The following is a 16,414-nucleotide window of genomic DNA, read 5'->3' as shown; positions in this document are numbered from 1 at the left end:
TTCGCCGCTACGGATTGTGGGTTCCATCAGACCTTGCTGCCGCGTAACCGGTGGCTGGGTTCAACCGCCGGATGCGGAAAACCGCATGTCCGGTGGTGTGGGAGGGCTGACGGGCGCAATCCTGTCAGCCCGACCCGATCGCGATGCCTTGGCCTGTCTAGGCGAACGGCACACCACGAGACTTGATTGAGTGAGAAGCCATTGAGCAAGAAGATACTGGTGCTGGCGGGTGACGGGATCGGCACGGAGATCGTGGCCGAGGCTGTTAAGGTCCTGAACGTCCTCCAAGCGGAAGGGGCCATCGATGTCACTCTGCAGGACGGCCTGGTCGGCGGCGCGGCCTACGACGCCGCGGGCGATCCGCTGCCCGAGGAGACACTCGAGGCCGCGCGCGCATCCGATGCCGTGCTGCTCGGCGCGGTGGGCGGACCCAAGTGGGAGCCGCTGCACATCTCCAAGCGTCCCGAGAAGGGTCTGCTCGGCTTGCGCGCGGGTCTCGGCCTCTTTGCCAACCTGCGCCCGGCGATCCTCTATCCGCAGCTGGCCGATGCCTCCACGCTTAAGCCCGAGGTGGTCTCCGGGCTCGACATCATGATCGTGCGCGAGCTCACCGGCGACATCTACTTCGGCCAGCCGCGCGGCGTCGAGACCCTGCCGTCCGGCGAGCGTCGCGGCTTCAACACCATGGTCTACACCGAGTCCGAGGTCGAGCGCATCTGTCGCGTCGCCTTCGATATCGCCATGAAGCGCGGAAAGAAGGTCTGCTCGGTGGACAAGGCGAACGTGCTCGAATGCACCGAGATGTGGCGCGAGGTCGCGATCCGGACCGCACGCGACTATCCCGAGATCGCGCTGTCACATATGTATGTCGACAACGCCGCCATGCAGCTGGTGCGCGCGCCCAAGCAGTTCGACGTCATGGTCACCGGCAACATCTTCGGCGACATCCTTTCGGACTGCGCTGCCATGCTGACCGGCTCCATCGGGATGTTGCCCTCGGCCTCCCTGAACGAGAAAGGGCAGGGCATGTACGAGCCGATCCACGGCTCCGCGCCCGACATCGCCGGCAAGGGCGTCGCCAATCCGCTCGCCACCATCCTCTCGGTCGCCATGATGCTGCGCTATTCGCTCGACGCCGTGCCCGCGGCGGAGTGCATCGAGGCCGCCGTCTCCAAGGTGCTTGATCAGGGCCTGCGCACCGCGGACATCATGTCGAGCGGCATGCGCCAGGTCGGCACCGCCGAGATGGGCGATGCGGTGGTGGCGGAGCTTTAGGGGCCGCCAGCCTCCAGCCGCCTGCCGCCAGCACTTAGCCGTCAGCCATCAGCTTCGGGTTGGCAGAAGACAGAAGGCAGGAAGCAGGAAGCAGGAGGCAGGAAGCCCAACGATAGACACACCAATCCACGATTGCGGAGTACCTCAATGAAGCGTGTCGGATTCATCGGCTGGCGTGGCATGGTTGGCTCGGTCTTGATGGACCGCATGCGGGCGGAGGGCGATTTTGAGCAGATCCCGGAGGCGGTCTTTTTCACCACCTCGCAGGTCGGTCAGCCGGGTCCGGACGTGGGGCAGGGTGCGCGCCCGCTGCAGGATGCCGAGTCCATCGATGCACTGCGCGAGATGGACCTCATCCTGACCTGTCAGGGCGGGGACTACACCAAGGCCATCTATCCCAAGCTGCGCGCCACCGGCTGGGACGGCTATTGGGTCGACGCGGCCTCGGCGCTGCGCATGGATCCGAACGCGACCATCATTCTGGATCCGGTCAATCAGCCCGTGATCGATGCCGCGCTGGAGCAGGGCAAGCGCGATTTCATCGGCGGCAACTGCACCGTGAGCCTCATGCTGATGGCGATCGGCGGGTTGTTCCGCGAGGGTCTGGTCGAGTGGGTCAGTGCCATGACCTATCAGGCGGCCTCCGGCGCGGGCGCGAAGAATATGCGCGAGCTGCTATCCCAGATGGGCGCGCTGCACGGCGCGGTCTCGCCGCTTCTGGACGATCCTGCTTCCGCCATCCTGGAAATCGATCGGCGCGTCACCGAGACCATGCGCGGCACCGCGTTTCCGACCGAGAACTTCGGGGCTCCTCTGGCCGGCAGTCTAATCCCCTGGATCGACACCGCCTTGCCGAACGGCCAGAGCCGCGAGGAATGGAAGGGCATGGCCGAAACCAACAAGATCCTCGGTCGCGAGGGCGACCCGGTGCCGATCGACGGACTCTGTGTGCGCGTCGGCGCCATGCGCTGCCACAGTCAGGGCCTGACCATCAAGCTGACGCGTGATTGCTCGATCCCGGAGATCGAGCAGATCATTGCGGCCTCCAACGACTGGGCACGGGTCGTCCCCAACGACCGGCAGGAGACGTTAGTGGGGCTATCCCCGGCAGCAGTTACCGGCACCCTGACGGTCCCGGTGGGGCGGCTGCGCAAGATGAACCTGGGCGGGCGCTATCTCACCACCTTCACGGTCGGCGATCAGCTACTCTGGGGTGCGGCCGAGCCACTGCGGCGTATGATTCGTATCTTGCTCGCGCCTTGAGCCGTTCGCTTTCGACTCCTGGGGTGATGCGGTGTTCGTTGTGTGTACGGGTGCGTTCGGATATAGTCGGGTCGCTTCAGGGGGGATTCGAGCCGGACGAGCGATCGGTCGCCGGCTCTTCCGATTCGGTGGTCCGATGCTGCCAGTGCACGAGGGAGGCGGATGTCTCGTCAGGTCATTCTGCCGTCGATCATGGTCCTGACCCTAACCGCAGCCGGCGCGCACGCACTCGGTCTCGGAGGCTTGTGGACCGAGTCCGCCCTCAACCAGCCCTTCGTCGGCGAGATCGATCTCTTCGACGTCAGATCCGACGAGCTCGACACCGTCAAAGCGACGCTCGCCAGCGCGGATGCCTTCGCGAAATCAGGCATCGAGCGTTATCACTTTCTGACGCAGTTCGCCTTTGAACCTCAGATGTCCGGGCGCGGGGATGCGGTGATCCGCATCATGAGTCGCGAGCCGATCCGCGAGCCCTTCATCGACTTTCTCGTCGAGGTCGTCTGGCCCGCCGGTCAAATGGTCAAGGAATTCACGGTTCTCCTGGATCCATCCTCGATGTCCGAGCGTCCCGCGCCCGCGGTTCGCCCGCCTGCCATTGCCGATCGTCGACCGGCAACGCCCCCTGCGACACCTCGATCGGCCGCGCGCTCCGACCCCGCACCGCCGCGCAGCGATCCTGTCGATCGATCCCCGTCGCAGCCGGTCTCTCGGATCCCGAGCGGGGCGGATGGGTTCCCCGCCTATTTCGGTCCCGTCCGTTCCGGGACGGGTCTGTTGCGACTGGCGCGCGGTGGCCAACCGGCGGGCGCGACGACGGCCCAGACCGCCCTGGCGCTTTATCGCAACAATCAGGACGCCTTCATCGGAGGCGACATCGACCGTTTGACCGCGGGCAAGACGCTGGTCATCCCCTCGCGCGCTGAATTGTTTGCGCTCGACGAGGCCGCAGCGGCGACTGAGCTTCAGACTGCGCTGCAGGGTGGCGCGGTGCGTCGTTCGCCCATCACCGAGGTTGCGCGGGTCGACGACGCCGAAGCGGCGGAGAGCGCGCTTCTGCGCATCGCGGGTGCAGCTGCCGGTGCGGCGCCCGGCACCGTCGAGGCAGTACCGGCGCAATCCGCCGCCGACACCGCCCGGGACTCCGATAGCACGCCGTCGCCGGGGACCGATCTGGAGCAGGAGCTCCTGCTCATGAGCGAGGCGAGCGAATCGGCCCGTCAGGAGACCGAGGAGCTTCGCGAGCGGGTCCGCGAGCTGGAGACGCAGCTCGCCGACATCCAGACCCTGTTGCAATTGCGAAACGCCGAGGTGGCACGGTTTCAGGGGGGCGCGTCCGGCGAAACGGTCGCGATCGAGGTCGATTCGGAATCTCCCCCGAGCGAAGAGGCTCCGGCCGTCGATGCGGGCGCCGACCCGGGCGTCGCCGAGGTCGAGACCGAAACCTCCGCGGTGGCCACTCCGGTCGCGCCGGCGGTCGAGGGCGAGGAGATCGAGCCTTCGGTGGAAACCGAGCCTGCGGCCCCCTCCACCTGGCATGCCTATCTTCTCCCGCTCGCCGGTTTCGCCGGCGTGACGGCCCTGGGGGTCCTCGCCTTTTCACTGGTGTCGGCGCGTCGTCGTCGCCGCGACCAGGAGGAAAACGAGGACGAATGGAGTATCGACTCCGCTGTCGTCGCCCTCCAGGAGCCGGAGACCGAGACGGTTGCTCCCGAGCCGATGCCGGCCGCGGTTGCGGAACGGACGACGGCCGACGCCGGCCTTGCTCCGCCGCGCGAGCCGGAGCCGGCCTCACCCGAGTCGGCGGCCCAAGCGCTGCAGATCGACTCCGGCTTGCTGACGCCGTCCTCCCAGCTGACCTCTTTCGGGCACTTCGAGACCGAGACCGACGAGGCCGATGCCCTCTCCGAGGCCGATATCTACATCGCCTACGGGCGTTACAAGGAGGCCGAGGACCTGCTCAAGCGCGAGCTCAAACGCTCGCCGGAACGCCGCGACGTGCGATTCAAGCTGGCGGAGGTCTATGCCGGATCCGAGCACCCGGAGGCGTTGCGCAAGCTCATGCAGAATCTCAAAGCCACCGGCGCGGCCACCGCCGAGCCGGCACGCTGGCAACGGTTGAGCGCGATTGCCGCAGTGGTCGAGCAAGGCGGCACCTGGGATCCGGGGGCCACCATGTCGATTACCGAGGCGACCGGAATCCCTGCACGGCAGACAGGCCCGGATTTAGCCGATCTGGAGGGTGGCGCCGAGCTGTCGTTCGGCGAGGCTCGCGAGGACGAAAACGACTTCTTCAAACTCGATCTCGGCGAGATCGAGTCCAAACCGGTTACCGCGAGGACTCCGGGGACAGCGACACGGTCCCCGCCGACGGAGGACGAAGACCTTCCGCTTTTGTTCGACGATTCCGCGTTGGACAGCTCTCCCGATCTGCCCGAGCTGTCCGGTCTACAGAATCTGTCCGGTCTGCAGGAGCTGTCCGCACCGCCAAGCGCCGAGGAACGGGATCGGCAGGGCGGGCTTTCCGAAGAGCCCGACTTGGTTCTGACGCTGGACGATCTTCGCGATTCCCGTGATCTGGATCTCGACGCCTTCCTGGACGCCGGTTCCCCGCCGGTGGCGACGCCGCCGGTGACGACGCCCAAGGCGCAGCCCGAAGAGCCGCTGCCGAGTCTGACGCTCCCGAACGACGAGGTCGGTCCTTCCGCCGGAGATGCGCCCGGCGGCGAGTTCTTGCCTGATGTCCTCGAGCCCCTCGACGAGGGGCTCGCCGAGCAATGGGCCATGGACTCCGGGATCTGGGACGAGAATGCCACCAAGCTCGATCTCGCACGTGCCTATATCGACATGGACGACGGCGCCTCCGCGCGGGAGATCCTCCAGGAAGTGATCGCGGACGGTCGCGAGGAGCAGCGCAGCGAGGCGCAACAGATGCTGAGGACACTCGCCTGAATGCCGAGGTGACCGCGGTGCCGATACGCGTGCCGGGAACGACGCAGAGATCCGGGCCGAGCACGGAGTCGACGCCCGAGCCCGATGGATCGGTGCCGGCTACCGCGGCGCGCCAGCAACGGATCGCCATGGGTATCGAGTACGACGGCTCGGCCTTTCGCGGCTGGCAGGTCCAGGTCGGCGTGCGCAGCGTCCAGGCGACGCTCGAAGAGGCGATCGGCCGCGTCGCCGATCATCCGATCCGCGTCCAGTGCGCAGGGCGCACCGACGCCGGCGTGCACGCCGACGAGCAGGTGGTGCATTTCGACACCGCGGCGCGTCGCACCGAGCGCGCCTGGGTGCTCGGGACCAACGTCAATCTTCCGCCCGATGTCGCCGTGCGCTGGGCCTGTCCGGTCGATCCACGGTTTCATGCCCGTTTCGAGGCGCAGGCCCGTCACTATCGCTACCTGATCATGGTGCGTGCGACGCGCTCGCCCCTGCAGCGCGACCGCGCCGTCTGGAGCCACCGGCCCCTGGATATCGAGCGCATGCGCGAGGCCGGACAGGCACTGGTCGGCGTGCACGACTTCTCCAGCTTTCGCGCGGTCGCCTGTCAGGCGAAGAGTCCGATCCGCCATCTGCACTATCTCGAGCTGAGCGAGACGGATGGCCTTATTCAGCTGCGGGTTGGTGCCAACGGGTTTTTGCACCATATGGTTCGCAACATCGCCGGCGTGCTGATGACGATCGGCCGCGGCGAGGCGTTGGTCGATTGGACGCGCGAGCTTTTGGAGCTGCGCGACCGCCGCCTCGGGGGTGTGACCGCCCCGCCACAAGGGCTCTATTTCGTACGCGCCGACTACCCGGAAGCGTTTCAACTGCCATCCGGTCCGGCGCCCGCACCATCGACGGATCAGCACAATGTCCCACGCTCTTGCTAGTAATCAACTGAACCGCGTCGACTCGACGCTCGCAGGTTGCCCCGACGCGCAATGCTTCGACCCCCGTTGCTCGGTCGCTCGAGGACGCGGTTCAGCCGGCATTCGCCAATCATGAGAACCCGCGTTAAGATTTGTGGTTTGACGCGGCGGGCCGACGTGGATGCGGCGGTTGCCGCGGGGGCCGACGCGGTCGGCTTCGTCTTCCATCCGTCGAGTCCGCGTGCGGTGTCGCCGCAGGATGCCCGCGACCTCTGCGCCGGGTTGCCGCCCTTCGTGACGGCGGTCGGGCTTTTCGTCGATGCCCCCCCCGAGCAGATTCGCGCGACCCTGGACCGGGTTCCGCTCGAGCTGCTGCAGTTCCACGGCGAGGAAGACCCGGAGCTCTGCGCATCCTTCGGGCGGAGATGGATTAAGGCGATCCGGATGCGTTCGGGCGTGGATCTCACCGAGGAGCAGCGGCGCTACGGACATGCCGCCGGGCTCTTGCTCGATACCTTCGATCCGGCTCGCCCGGGCGGGACCGGTCAGCGCTTCGATTGGGATCGGATCCCGGCGGTCCTTGCGCCTTCGATCGTCCTCGCGGGCGGTCTGCATGTCGGGAATGTCGGGGAGGCGATCCGCCGGGTACGTCCGTTCGGCGTCGACGTGAGCGGCGGTGTGGAGGCGTCGAAGGGCGTCAAGGACCATGACAAGATTCGTGATTTCATGCAGAGGGTGAACGATGTCGACTTCTCCTGATTATCTCGGCCTGGCCGGTGCCGATTCGGCCGGCGTACCGCTCGCATCGTCCGGTGCTTACAACTGGCCGGACGCAGGCGGTCATTTCGGACCCTACGGCGGGATGTTCGTCCCCGAGACCCTCATGCATCCGCTCGAAGAACTGCGCACGGCCTACGAGCGCTACATGGCCGATCCCGAGTTTCTGGCCGAGCTCGATGCCGACCTTCAGGACTATGTCGGCCGGCCCTCGCCCCTTTATCACGCGGAGCGTTGGAGTCGCGAGCTCGGCGGTGCGCAGATCTTTCTCAAGCGCGAGGATCTAAATCACACCGGCGCGCACAAGGTCAACAACACCATCGGTCAGGCCTTGCTCGCGCGGCGCATGGGCAAGACCCGCATCATCGCCGAGACCGGCGCCGGTCAGCACGGGGTGGCGAGCGCCACCGTGGCGGCACGACTCGGTCTGGAATGCGTCGTCTACATGGGCGAAGTGGATATCGCTCGCCAAGAGGCGAACGTCTATCGCATGCGCTTGCTCGGGGCGCGCGTGGTCTCGGTCACCTCCGGGTCGCGCACGCTCAAGGACGCGCTGAACGAGGCGATGCGTGACTGGGTGACGAACATCGACGACACCTTCTACATCATCGGCACGGTCGCCGGTCCACATCCCTATCCGGCGATGGTTCGTGATTTCCAGGCGGTCATCGGTCGCGAGGCCCGCGCGCAGATGCTCGCGCGCAGCGGGCGACTGCCCGATGCCCTGGTCGCCTGCGTAGGCGGCGGCTCCAACGCCATCGGGCTCTTCTATCCCTTCATCGGGGACGATGGGGTTGCGATCTACGGTGTGGAGGCCGCGGGCGACGGCCTGCAGACCGGTCGCCATGCCGCGCCGCTCTGCGCGGGTCGCCCCGGCGTGCTGCACGGCAACCGCACCTATCTGATGGAGGACAATCACGGTCAGATCGTCGAGACCCACTCCATCTCGGCCGGGCTCGACTATCCCGGTGTCGGCCCCGAGCACGCCTGGCTCAAAGACAGCGGACGCGCGGGCTACGACTCGGTCACCGACGACGAGGCCCTGCGTGCATTTCATCACCTGACCCGAACCGAGGGCATCATTCCGGCCCTCGAGTCCAGTCACGCCTTGGCCTATGTGCACAAGCTTGCCCCGACAATGCGTAAGGATCAGACGATCATCGTCAATCTCTCGGGTCGAGGGGACAAGGACATGCACACGGTCGCCAGTCACGACGGGTTGGTCTTATGAGTCGAATCGCCGCACGTTTCGAGCAGCTTCGCGACCGGGGTCGCACCGCGCTCATCCCCTTCGTCACCGCCGGTGATCCGTCGCCCGCCGTGACCGTTCCCTTGATGCACGCGATGGTCGCCGCGGGTGTGGATCTCATCGAGCTGGGCGTGCCCTTCTCCGATCCGATCGCCGACGGTCCGGTGATCCAGCGGGCGACCGAGCGGGCCTTGGCTCAAGGCGTCTCGCTGGACGACGTGCTCGACATGGTCCGGCAGTTTCGCGAGCGCGACACCGAGACGCCCGTCATCCTCATGGGTTATCTCAATCCGATCGAGGTGATGGGTTACGAGACCTTCGCGGTCGCGGCGCACGCGGCCGGACTGGACGGCGCCCTGATTGTCGACGTACCGCCCGAGGAGGGGCACGCGCTGGTCGCGATGCTCAAGGCGCAGGGGCTGGATCTGGTCTATCTCCTGGCGCCGACATCGACCGAGGCGCGCATCGCGCGGATCGGAGAGGTCGCGAGCGGGTTCGTCTACTACGTCTCGGTGAAGGGCGTGACCGGGGCCGGAAACCTGGATACCGCCGCGGTCGCCGAGAAGGTCGGTCTGATCAAGTCGCTGATCCGACTCCCGGTCGGGGTCGGGTTCGGCATCAACACCCCCGAAACCGCGGCCGCGGTCGCCCGGGTCGCCGACGCGGTCATCGTCGGCAGCGCCATCGTGAGTCGGATCGAGGCGCTCGCCGCGACCCCGGAGCGGATCCCGGAGGCCGTTGCGGAGTTCCTCACCGGTCTACGCCGAGCCATCGACGAGGTGGATGCCCATGTCGCCTAAGCCCCCCAGCCGAGTCCGACACGCGCTGACGCGTTTGGATAAACCGGCCGCGCCCGCGGCGAGCCCGCCCGGGAAATTTGCGTCCGGCCAAACGATGCAGGGCCAATCCGGCCGGCCCAAGACCGCAGACGAGCTCAAGGGCGACCGCGCGGCCACCATCAAGCAGGCGATGGACAAGAGTATGAGCTGGTTCGAGAAGCTGATCCCGAGCCGCATCCGTACCGATGCCAGCACCAAGCGCGCCGTGCCCGAGGGCGTTTGGGCGAAATGCCCGGGCTGTCAGGCCATCCTCTACCGCGCGGAGCTCGAGCGGAACCTGGAGGTCTGCCCCAAGTGCAGCCACCACAGCCGCTTGAGCGGGCGCCGCCGCCTCGAGACCTTTCTCGATCCGGAGGGCCGCGAGGAGATCGGGGCCGAGCTCGAGTCTCTGGACCCGCTCAAGTTCAAGGATCTGAAGAAATACAAAGACCGTCTCGTCCAGGCCCAGAAGCAGTCCTCCGAGAAGGAGGCCATGATCGTGATGCGTGGTCGGCTGAAAGGTCAGCCGATCGTGGCCTCGGCCTTCGAGTTCGGCTTCATGGGCGGGTCCATGGGCTCGGTGGTCGGCGAGCGCTTCGTGCGGGGTGTCGAGGCGGCGCTCGAGCAGAATTCGCCCTATGTCTGTTTTTCGGCGAGCGGCGGCGCACGCATGCAGGAGAGTCTCTTCTCCCTGATGCAGATGGCCAAGACCAGCGCGGCCTTGGGACGCATGCGCGAGCAGTCGCTTCCCTTCGTCTCCGTCATGACGGATCCGACGATGGGCGGCGTCTCGGCGAGTCTCGCGATGCTCGGCGATCTCAACATCGCCGAGCCCAACGCATTGATCGGCTTCGCCGGTCCGCGCGTGATCGAGCAGACGGTTCACGAAAAGCTGCCCGAGGGTTTTCAGCGCAGCGAGTTCCTGATCGAAAAGGGTGCGCTCGACATGATCATGGACCGGCGGGACCTGCGCGAGCGGATTGCCGATCTGTTGGCGATCTTGACCCATCGGCCGCGGTACGTGCGCACTGTCGTGCCGGTCTGAATCGCGTCTCGTGAGTCGTTTCGACAACCTTGATGCCTGGTTGGTCTGGCAGATGCAGCTGCATCCGAAGGCCATCGCGCTCGGGCTCGAACGGGTCGGTGCCGTGTGGGCGCGGCTCGGGCCGGCGTCTTTGCCGTTTCTGCTGGTCACGGTGGGCGGGACCAACGGGAAGGGCTCATGCGTCGCGATGGCAGAGGCGATCTGTCGGGCTGCCGGATATCGCACCGGGGCCTACAGCTCGCCGCATCTGCTGCGTTACAACGAGCGTGTGCGGCTCGACGGGGAAGATGTCTCCGAGGCGCTCCTCTGCGAATCGTTCGAGCGCGTCGACCGGGCGCGCGGGGAGACGGCGCTGACCTATTTCGAGTTCGGCACCCTCGCGGCACTCGAGATCTTCGTGCGCAGCGCCCCCGATGTCGTGATCCTCGAGGTCGGGCTGGGAGGGCGACTCGATGCGGCGAATCTGTGGGACGCGGATGTCTCCGTCGTCACCTCGATCGGGCTGGATCACACGGCCTGGTTGGGCGATTCCTTGGATCAAATCGCCTACGAGAAGGCCGGGATCTTTCGCCCCGGCCATCCCGCCGTGATCGGTCAGCGCAATGCCCCGGCGCGGCTGCGGGCCGAGGCGCAGCTGCGCGGGAGTGTGCCGATGCAGCTCGGTCGGGAGATCGATTGGACGCTCGGCGATGGCGGAGGCTGGATCTGGAGCACACCCTCGGGCGAGCGTCTGGCCTTGCCCGAGCCGGCGATGCGCGGACCCTTCCAGTACGACAATGCCTCGGCGGCGATCGCAGCACTGCGCGCCTTGCACGAGCGCTTGCCGATCTCGATCAACGCCATCCGGGCCGGGCTGCAACGGGCGCGCTTGCCGGGCCGGTTCCAGGTCTTCCCGGGCACGCTGACCTGGATCCTGGACGTTGCGCACAACGGCGAGGCGGCGCAGGCATTGGCCGTGAATCTGCGCACTTTCGCCTGTCGCGGTCGGCTGCGCGCCGTCATTGCGGTCCTCGAGGACAAATCGCCCGAGTCGATCGTGCGGCCGCTCCTGCCGTTCGTGGCCGATTGGTATCTCGCGCAGAGCAGCGATCCGCGCGCGATGCCCGTCGAGGTGCTGAGCAAGCGTCTGGAGGGGGTCTTGCCTGCACCTGCGGCGGTGCTGTCGGTTCTGGATGCCGCGCTCGATGCCGCCGAGGCCGCATCCGAGCCGGGTGACGCCCTCTTGGTCGTCGGCTCATTCACGACCGTCGGGGCGGCGCTGCGCAGACTCGATCCGGGTCCCGGCGAGCGCGGCTGAGCCTCGGGTCGGGGTGTCCGATTCGGCCGTCGAGGGTCTACCGAGCCCTTGTGCGGCTCCGGCCGTGACCCGGTTCAATGATATTATCCGATTGAAATCAATAGCGATATTTCAGGATTGCCGGTATGGTTTCGGCGCGTCCATGCTATACTTCCGGCCTTTCGAGGCCGATCGACAAACATGATCTCACGGCGTCGGCGATTTGCACGATGCCCGGCATTCAGGTGGCGATTTATGCAAGAAGGCGCAAAGAAGCGGTTGGTGGGGGCGATCGTGATCGTCTCGCTGGCGGTCATCTTCGTCCCGATGCTGTTCGAGGAAGAGGCGGTGACGGATCTGCCCGCGCTGCCGGCGGTGATTCCCGAGCAGCCGGTTGTCGACGAGCGCTTTCGCTCGGAGTCCTTTCTGACGCCGGCCGATTCGGGCGTCGGCGGGCTTCCCGAAGAGGAATGGATCGATCCGGCGACCTTGGCGCTCCCCGCCGCCGAGGAGATCGAGCCCGTGTACGAGGGCGGGTTCGACGAGCCGGCGGGAGACTCGGCGTCGGCCCCGCCGGTCGCGGCGCCAAGCACGGCGCCGGCCGCGACGACTCGGGTGCCCGAGGCACCGCCGCCGATGGCGCGCGACGACGGGATGCCGTCCTATGTCACACAAGTCGCGAGTCTGGGGACCTCGGCAAGCGCGCAGGAATTGGCGGCGAAGCTTCAAAACGAGGGCTATTCCGCCTTCGTCGAGTCCGCCGAGGTCGGAGGGCGGACCTATTACCGCGTCCGTGTCGGGCCCGAAGCCGACCGCTCGAGCGCCGAAAAGACGGCCGCCAAGCTCCGCCAGAAATACAAGGACCCCTTTGTTCAGCGTTATCCCTGAGCAATCTCCGGGTCCGAGCTGCGTTTCCCTCTAGTCCGGTGCGTCGGAGCTGACGATGAATTGGGTCGATTACGCCATCCTCGGGGTTATCCTGTTGTCCGCTTTGGTCGGGCTCGGGCGCGGTCTGATCCGCGAGGTCTTGTCCCTGGGGGTCTGGATCGCCGCGATCCTGATCGCCTGGCTGTTCCACCGCGAGGTCGCCGAGCTGCTGGTGCCCTACCTGTCGCAGCCCTCGGTGCGTCTGGCCGCGGCCTTTATCGGCTTGATCCTGGCGACGCTCGTCATCGGTGCCCTCTTGGGCGCACTGCTGTCGGCCCTGATCGAGAAGACCGGTCTCGGTGTCGTCGATCGGGTGCTCGGGTTGGTCTTCGGAGCGGGCCGCGGCGTGGTCATCGTGGCGATGGCGGTCTTTCTGGGGGCCCTCACGCCTATGCCGGAGGATTCCTGGTGGCAGGAGTCACGGCTCATCGGGCAGTTCCAAGGGGTGGCCGGCTGGCTCATCGGTCTGGTGCCGGAGGAGGTGCAGGCCAGGGTCAAGAGCCTTTGAGGGATTGCGTCGCTTGGGGTTTTCCGGCCGCCAGCTTCCTACCTCCAGCTTCCTGAGACTGGTTTGTTTCGATGGTGTGCATCGGGAGATGCGACCGGAGCGGGTTGCGCGGCTGAACCTTGGATCGGGCGATCGGTCGTTCGATGTTGTCCCGGATCAACCTCGCGGGGTATAGTCCGCTGTTCCCAATCAGCAGCATCCGTCTCGGTCTCCGGGCTGGACGCGGGCGAGGAAGTCATGTGCGGCATCGTCGGCATTGTCGGTAAAGGTCCGGTCAACCAAGCGCTCTACGACTCGCTGCTGGTGCTGCAACACCGGGGACAGGACGCCGCGGGCATCGTGACCTGTCAGGGCGACAAGCTCCACCTGCGCAAGGACAATGGTCTTGCGCGCGATGTCTTCCGCACGCGACACATGATCCAACTGGGCGGCAATATGGGTGTCGGACATGTCCGCTATCCAACTGCCGGCGCGGCCAGCTCGGCCGAGGCCCAGCCCTTCTACGTCAATTCGCCCTACGGCATCGTGCTTGCCCACAACGGCAATCTAACGAATGCCGAGGACCTCAAGCGCGACCTCTTCGTCGAAGATCTTCGCCACCTCAACACCGCGTCGGATTCCGAGATCCTGCTGAACGTCTTTGCCCATGAGCTCCAGCTCCAGGGCAAGCTGCGGATCGACGAGCACGATGTCTTTCGCGCGGTGTCGGGGGTGCACCGACGCTGTCGAGGCGGTTATGCCGCGGTCGCGATGATTCCGGGTTTCGGCGTCTTCGGTTTTCGCGATCCGCACGGGATCAGGCCCTTGGTCTACGGACGCCGCGAGACCGATCTCGGCACCGAGTACATGATCGCCTCCGAGAGCGTGGCGCTCGATACCATCGGTTTCACCCTAATCGCTGATGTCGCGCCGGGCGAGGCGGTCTGCATCACCGTCGACGGTCAGATCAACACGCACCAGTGTGCCGCCCAACCTATCCTGTCGCCCTGCATCTTCGAGTTCGTCTACTTCGCCCGCCCGGATTCCATCATCGACAACATCTCGGTGCACAAGGCGCGCTCGCGCATGGGCAAGAAGCTCGCTGCCAAGATCAAGCGCGAGTGGTCCAATCACGACATCGACGTCGTGATCCCCATCCCCGACACCAGCCGCACCGCCGCACTCCAGCTGGCCAATCAGCTTGGCGTGCCTTATTCGGAAGGCTTCATCAAGAACCGCTACATCGGGCGCACCTTCATCATGCCCGGGCAGCAGGTCCGCAAAAAGTCGGTGCGGCAAAAGCTCAACGCTATCGACTTGGAATTCCGCAAAAAGAACGTCTTGTTGGTCGACGACTCCATCGTGCGCGGGACGACCTCGCAGCAGATCATTCAGATGGCGCGAGAAGCCGGTGCACATCGGGTCTATTTCGCATCCGCGGCCCCGCCGGTGCGTTTCCCTAATGTCTACGGTATCGACATGCCTGCGGCCAGCGAGCTCATCGCCCACGGTCGGACCGAGGAGGAAGTGGCACGCGAGCTGAGTGCGGACCGGCTCATTTTCCAAGAGCTCGATGACCTGATCGACGCCGTCCAGAAGAAGGGCAAGAGCCATGTCGACCGCTTCGATACCTCGGTCTTCGACGGCGTCTACGTAACCGGGGACGTCACACCCGAATATCTTCAAACGCTCGAAGCGAACCGCAACGACGTTGCCAAGACCGCCTACGGCTCTTTCAGCGAGAACGTCATTGACCTCTACAACTCCGCCTGACGGTTCATCGACCGCGGATGCGTCGGCTGAAGGGCGGCCTTCGGCCGAACCCGGTTTCGCAACCCGCGCCGTGCGGATCGGCCACCACCGCACCCCGGAAGGCGAGCACGGCGAGCCGATCTTCACCACATCCAGCTTCGTCTTCAAAAACGCCGCGGAGGCCGCTGCGCGTTTTTCGGGCGATCAAGCGGGCAACATCTATTCGCGTTTCACGAATCCGACGGTCTCGGCCTTCGAGGAGCGTCTGGCCAGCCTCGAAGGCGGCGAGCGTTGTGTGGCGACCGCCTCCGGGATGTCCGCCATCCTGGCTGTCTGCATGGGTCTGCTGGAGGCCGGGGACCACATTGTCGCCTCGCGGAGCCTTTTCGGCAGCACCACGCTCCTCTTCAACAAATATCTCTCCCGGTTCGGCATCGCGACCAGCTATGTGCCCCTCGACGACCTGGAGGCGTGGGACGCGGCGATTCGCCCCGAGACCCGGCTCCTGTTCTGCGAGACCCCGTCCAATCCATTGACCGAGATGGTCGACATCCGGGGCCTGGCCGAGGTCGCACATCGCCGAGGCTGTCTCCTGGCGGTCGACAACTGCTTCTGCACCCCGGCCCTGCAACGCCCGCTCGAGCTCGGCGCGGATCTGGTCATCCATTCCGCCACCAAGTACCTGGACGGGCAGGGGCGTTGCGTCGGCGGCGCCGTCGTCGGCGATCGCAAGCTGGTGGGCGAGGGGGTCTTCGGCGTCTTGAGAACGGCCGGCCCGACCATGAGCCCCTTCAACGCCTGGGTTTTTCTCAAAGGACTCGAAACGCTGAAGCTGCGGATGCACGCCCATGCGCAATCCGCGGCGGCACTCGCGCAATGGCTGCTCGCGCAGCCGGGTATCGAGCGCGTCTATTATCCCGGACTCCCGGATCACCCCCAGCATCATCTCATCGGCTCGCAGCAGCAAACCGGCGGCGGCATCGTCGCCTTCGACGTGTGCAGCGGACGCGCCGGCGCCTGGCACCTGATCGACTCGACCCGGCTGCTGTCCATCACGGCCAATCTCGGCGATGTGAAGACCACCATCACCCATCCGGCGACTACCACGCACGGTCGGCTCACGCCGGAAGAGCGCGCCGCTGTCGGCATCGGCGAAGGGCTGGTGCGGGTGGCCGTCGGGTTGGAAGAGATCGAGGATATTCAGGGCGATTTGGCGCGTGGTCTGAAGACGCAATCCCACTGAAGATACGCTGGGAAGCGAGTATGCGTGTCACCGTGAGGAAGGAGGCAACAGTGCGTCGGTGCGTATTCCTGCGGTCATCATGAAGGCGGCCCATTCGGCACTGGACGAAATCGTGGATATTCGCGAACCCGAAACTCCGCGCACCGACGACGAGTTCGAGCGCGGTTTCGGGGCGATGTTGGCGCGCCGCGCCCAGGCTGCGACCGGCCTCTCTCAACAGAACTTCGCAGAGCAATTCGGCATCCCCGCCGGCTCTTTTCGTGATTGGGAATAGGGGCGTAAGGCACCGGATACGGCCGCCAGGAGCTACTTAGTGCTCGACCGAAAACCCCATTTTTACCCGTCCCGGCACCGCGTCCTGAATGGCGGACCGGTGCCGGTGCATTCAATTGAACCTCATTCGCTGCGGATTCGCGGAATCAAGCTGCCTTAATGAGAATGAATCGCATCG

At 65.8% G+C, this 16,414-nt stretch carries 14 protein-coding genes; all 14 read left to right on the top strand.

The genetic code is table 11. The features are described 5' to 3' along the window. Nucleotides 1-201: 201 nt before the first annotated feature. Entirely contained in the window at nt 202-1,275 is a 1,074-nt protein-coding gene (gene leuB / locus VLR48_RS16875; protein ID WP_325292906.1) for a 3-isopropylmalate dehydrogenase, read from the top strand. A gap of 147 nt (nt 1,276-1,422) precedes the next feature. After that, nucleotides 1,423-2,538 carry an aspartate-semialdehyde dehydrogenase gene (gene asd, locus VLR48_RS16870; protein WP_325292903.1) on the top strand — a complete coding sequence of 372 codons (1,116 nt, stop codon included), beginning with the start codon at nt 1,423-1,425 and terminating at the stop codon, nt 2,536-2,538. 162 nt (nt 2,539-2,700) lie between these two features. After that, nucleotides 2,701-5,487 carry a FimV/HubP family polar landmark protein gene (locus VLR48_RS16865; protein ID WP_325292902.1) on the top strand — a complete coding sequence of 929 codons (2,787 nt, stop codon included), beginning with the start codon at nt 2,701-2,703 and terminating at the stop codon, nt 5,485-5,487. Between the two features lie 128 nt (nt 5,488-5,615). Beyond that, nucleotides 5,616-6,410, top strand: coding sequence for a tRNA pseudouridine(38-40) synthase TruA (gene truA, locus VLR48_RS16860; protein WP_325292905.1), 795 nt, complete (start codon nt 5,616-5,618; stop codon nt 6,408-6,410). A 111-nt stretch (nt 6,411-6,521) separates the two neighbouring features. Further along, nucleotides 6,522-7,148: a phosphoribosylanthranilate isomerase gene (locus tag VLR48_RS16855; protein ID WP_325292901.1), complete on the top strand. Its 627-nt coding sequence runs from the start codon at nt 6,522-6,524 to the stop codon at nt 7,146-7,148. Continuing rightward, a complete protein-coding gene (gene trpB / locus VLR48_RS16850; RefSeq protein WP_325292900.1) occupies nt 7,132-8,397 on the top strand; it encodes a tryptophan synthase subunit beta in 1,266 nt (421 codons plus the stop codon). The genes VLR48_RS16855 and trpB overlap by 17 nt, the downstream gene beginning before the upstream one ends. After that, nucleotides 8,394-9,215 (top strand): tryptophan synthase subunit alpha, encoded by an 822-nt coding sequence (trpA, locus tag VLR48_RS16845; RefSeq protein ID WP_325292899.1) that lies wholly within the window; start codon nt 8,394-8,396, stop codon nt 9,213-9,215. The genes trpB and trpA overlap by 4 nt, the downstream gene beginning before the upstream one ends. A gap of 181 nt (nt 9,216-9,396) precedes the next feature. After that, nucleotides 9,397-10,278, top strand: a complete 882-nt coding sequence (gene accD / locus VLR48_RS16840; protein WP_325292904.1) for an acetyl-CoA carboxylase, carboxyltransferase subunit beta — start codon at nt 9,397-9,399, stop codon at nt 10,276-10,278. 10 nt (nt 10,279-10,288) lie between these two features. After that, nucleotides 10,289-11,575, top strand: a complete 1,287-nt coding sequence (gene folC, locus VLR48_RS16835; RefSeq protein ID WP_325292898.1) for a bifunctional tetrahydrofolate synthase/dihydrofolate synthase — start codon at nt 10,289-10,291, stop codon at nt 11,573-11,575. Between the two features lie 234 nt (nt 11,576-11,809). Further along, entirely contained in the window at nt 11,810-12,442 is a 633-nt protein-coding gene (locus VLR48_RS16830; protein ID WP_325292897.1) for an SPOR domain-containing protein, read from the top strand. A 55-nt stretch (nt 12,443-12,497) separates the two neighbouring features. Then, nucleotides 12,498-12,989 (top strand): CvpA family protein, encoded by a 492-nt coding sequence (locus tag VLR48_RS16825; RefSeq protein WP_325292896.1) that lies wholly within the window; start codon nt 12,498-12,500, stop codon nt 12,987-12,989. A 237-nt stretch (nt 12,990-13,226) separates the two neighbouring features. Then, entirely contained in the window at nt 13,227-14,741 is a 1,515-nt protein-coding gene (gene purF, locus VLR48_RS16820; protein WP_325292895.1) for an amidophosphoribosyltransferase, read from the top strand. After that, nucleotides 14,719-15,963: an O-succinylhomoserine sulfhydrylase gene (locus VLR48_RS16815; RefSeq protein ID WP_325292894.1), complete on the top strand. Its 1,245-nt coding sequence runs from the start codon at nt 14,719-14,721 to the stop codon at nt 15,961-15,963. Before purF ends, VLR48_RS16815 begins: the two co-directional genes overlap by 23 nt. 79 nt (nt 15,964-16,042) lie before the next feature. Then, nucleotides 16,043-16,237, top strand: coding sequence for a hypothetical protein (locus tag VLR48_RS16810; RefSeq protein ID WP_325292893.1), 195 nt, complete (start codon nt 16,043-16,045; stop codon nt 16,235-16,237). Nucleotides 16,238-16,414: the final 177 nt, after the last annotated feature.

It is taken from the genome of Thiocapsa sp., from assembly GCF_035467215.1.
Classification (GTDB): Bacteria; Pseudomonadota; Gammaproteobacteria; order Chromatiales; family Chromatiaceae; genus Thiocapsa.
The sequence above is the reverse complement of the archived record's forward strand: the minus strand, read 5'-3'. Positions and strand labels throughout refer to the sequence as shown.

Excerpts from the sequence above, each read along its gene's own strand:
- asd (WP_325292903.1), top strand. The coding sequence starts at position 1,423 with ATGAAGCGTGTCGGATTCATCGGCTGGCGTGGCATGGTTGGCTCGGTC.
- VLR48_RS16865 (WP_325292902.1), top strand. The coding sequence starts at position 2,701 with ATGTCTCGTCAGGTCATTCTGCCGTCGATCATGGTCCTGACCCTAACC.
- truA (WP_325292905.1), top strand. The coding sequence starts at position 5,616 with ATGGGTATCGAGTACGACGGCTCGGCCTTTCGCGGCTGGCAGGTCCAG.
- VLR48_RS16855 (WP_325292901.1), top strand. The coding sequence starts at position 6,522 with ATGAGAACCCGCGTTAAGATTTGTGGTTTGACGCGGCGGGCCGACGTG.
- trpB (WP_325292900.1), top strand. The coding sequence starts at position 7,132 with ATGTCGACTTCTCCTGATTATCTCGGCCTGGCCGGTGCCGATTCGGCC.
- trpA (WP_325292899.1), top strand. The coding sequence starts at position 8,394 with ATGAGTCGAATCGCCGCACGTTTCGAGCAGCTTCGCGACCGGGGTCGC.
- accD (WP_325292904.1), top strand. The coding sequence starts at position 9,397 with ATGAGCTGGTTCGAGAAGCTGATCCCGAGCCGCATCCGTACCGATGCC.
- VLR48_RS16830 (WP_325292897.1), top strand. The coding sequence starts at position 11,810 with ATGCAAGAAGGCGCAAAGAAGCGGTTGGTGGGGGCGATCGTGATCGTC.
- VLR48_RS16825 (WP_325292896.1), top strand. The coding sequence starts at position 12,498 with ATGAATTGGGTCGATTACGCCATCCTCGGGGTTATCCTGTTGTCCGCT.
- purF (WP_325292895.1), top strand. The coding sequence starts at position 13,227 with ATGTGCGGCATCGTCGGCATTGTCGGTAAAGGTCCGGTCAACCAAGCG.
- VLR48_RS16810 (WP_325292893.1), top strand. The coding sequence starts at position 16,043 with ATGAAGGCGGCCCATTCGGCACTGGACGAAATCGTGGATATTCGCGAA.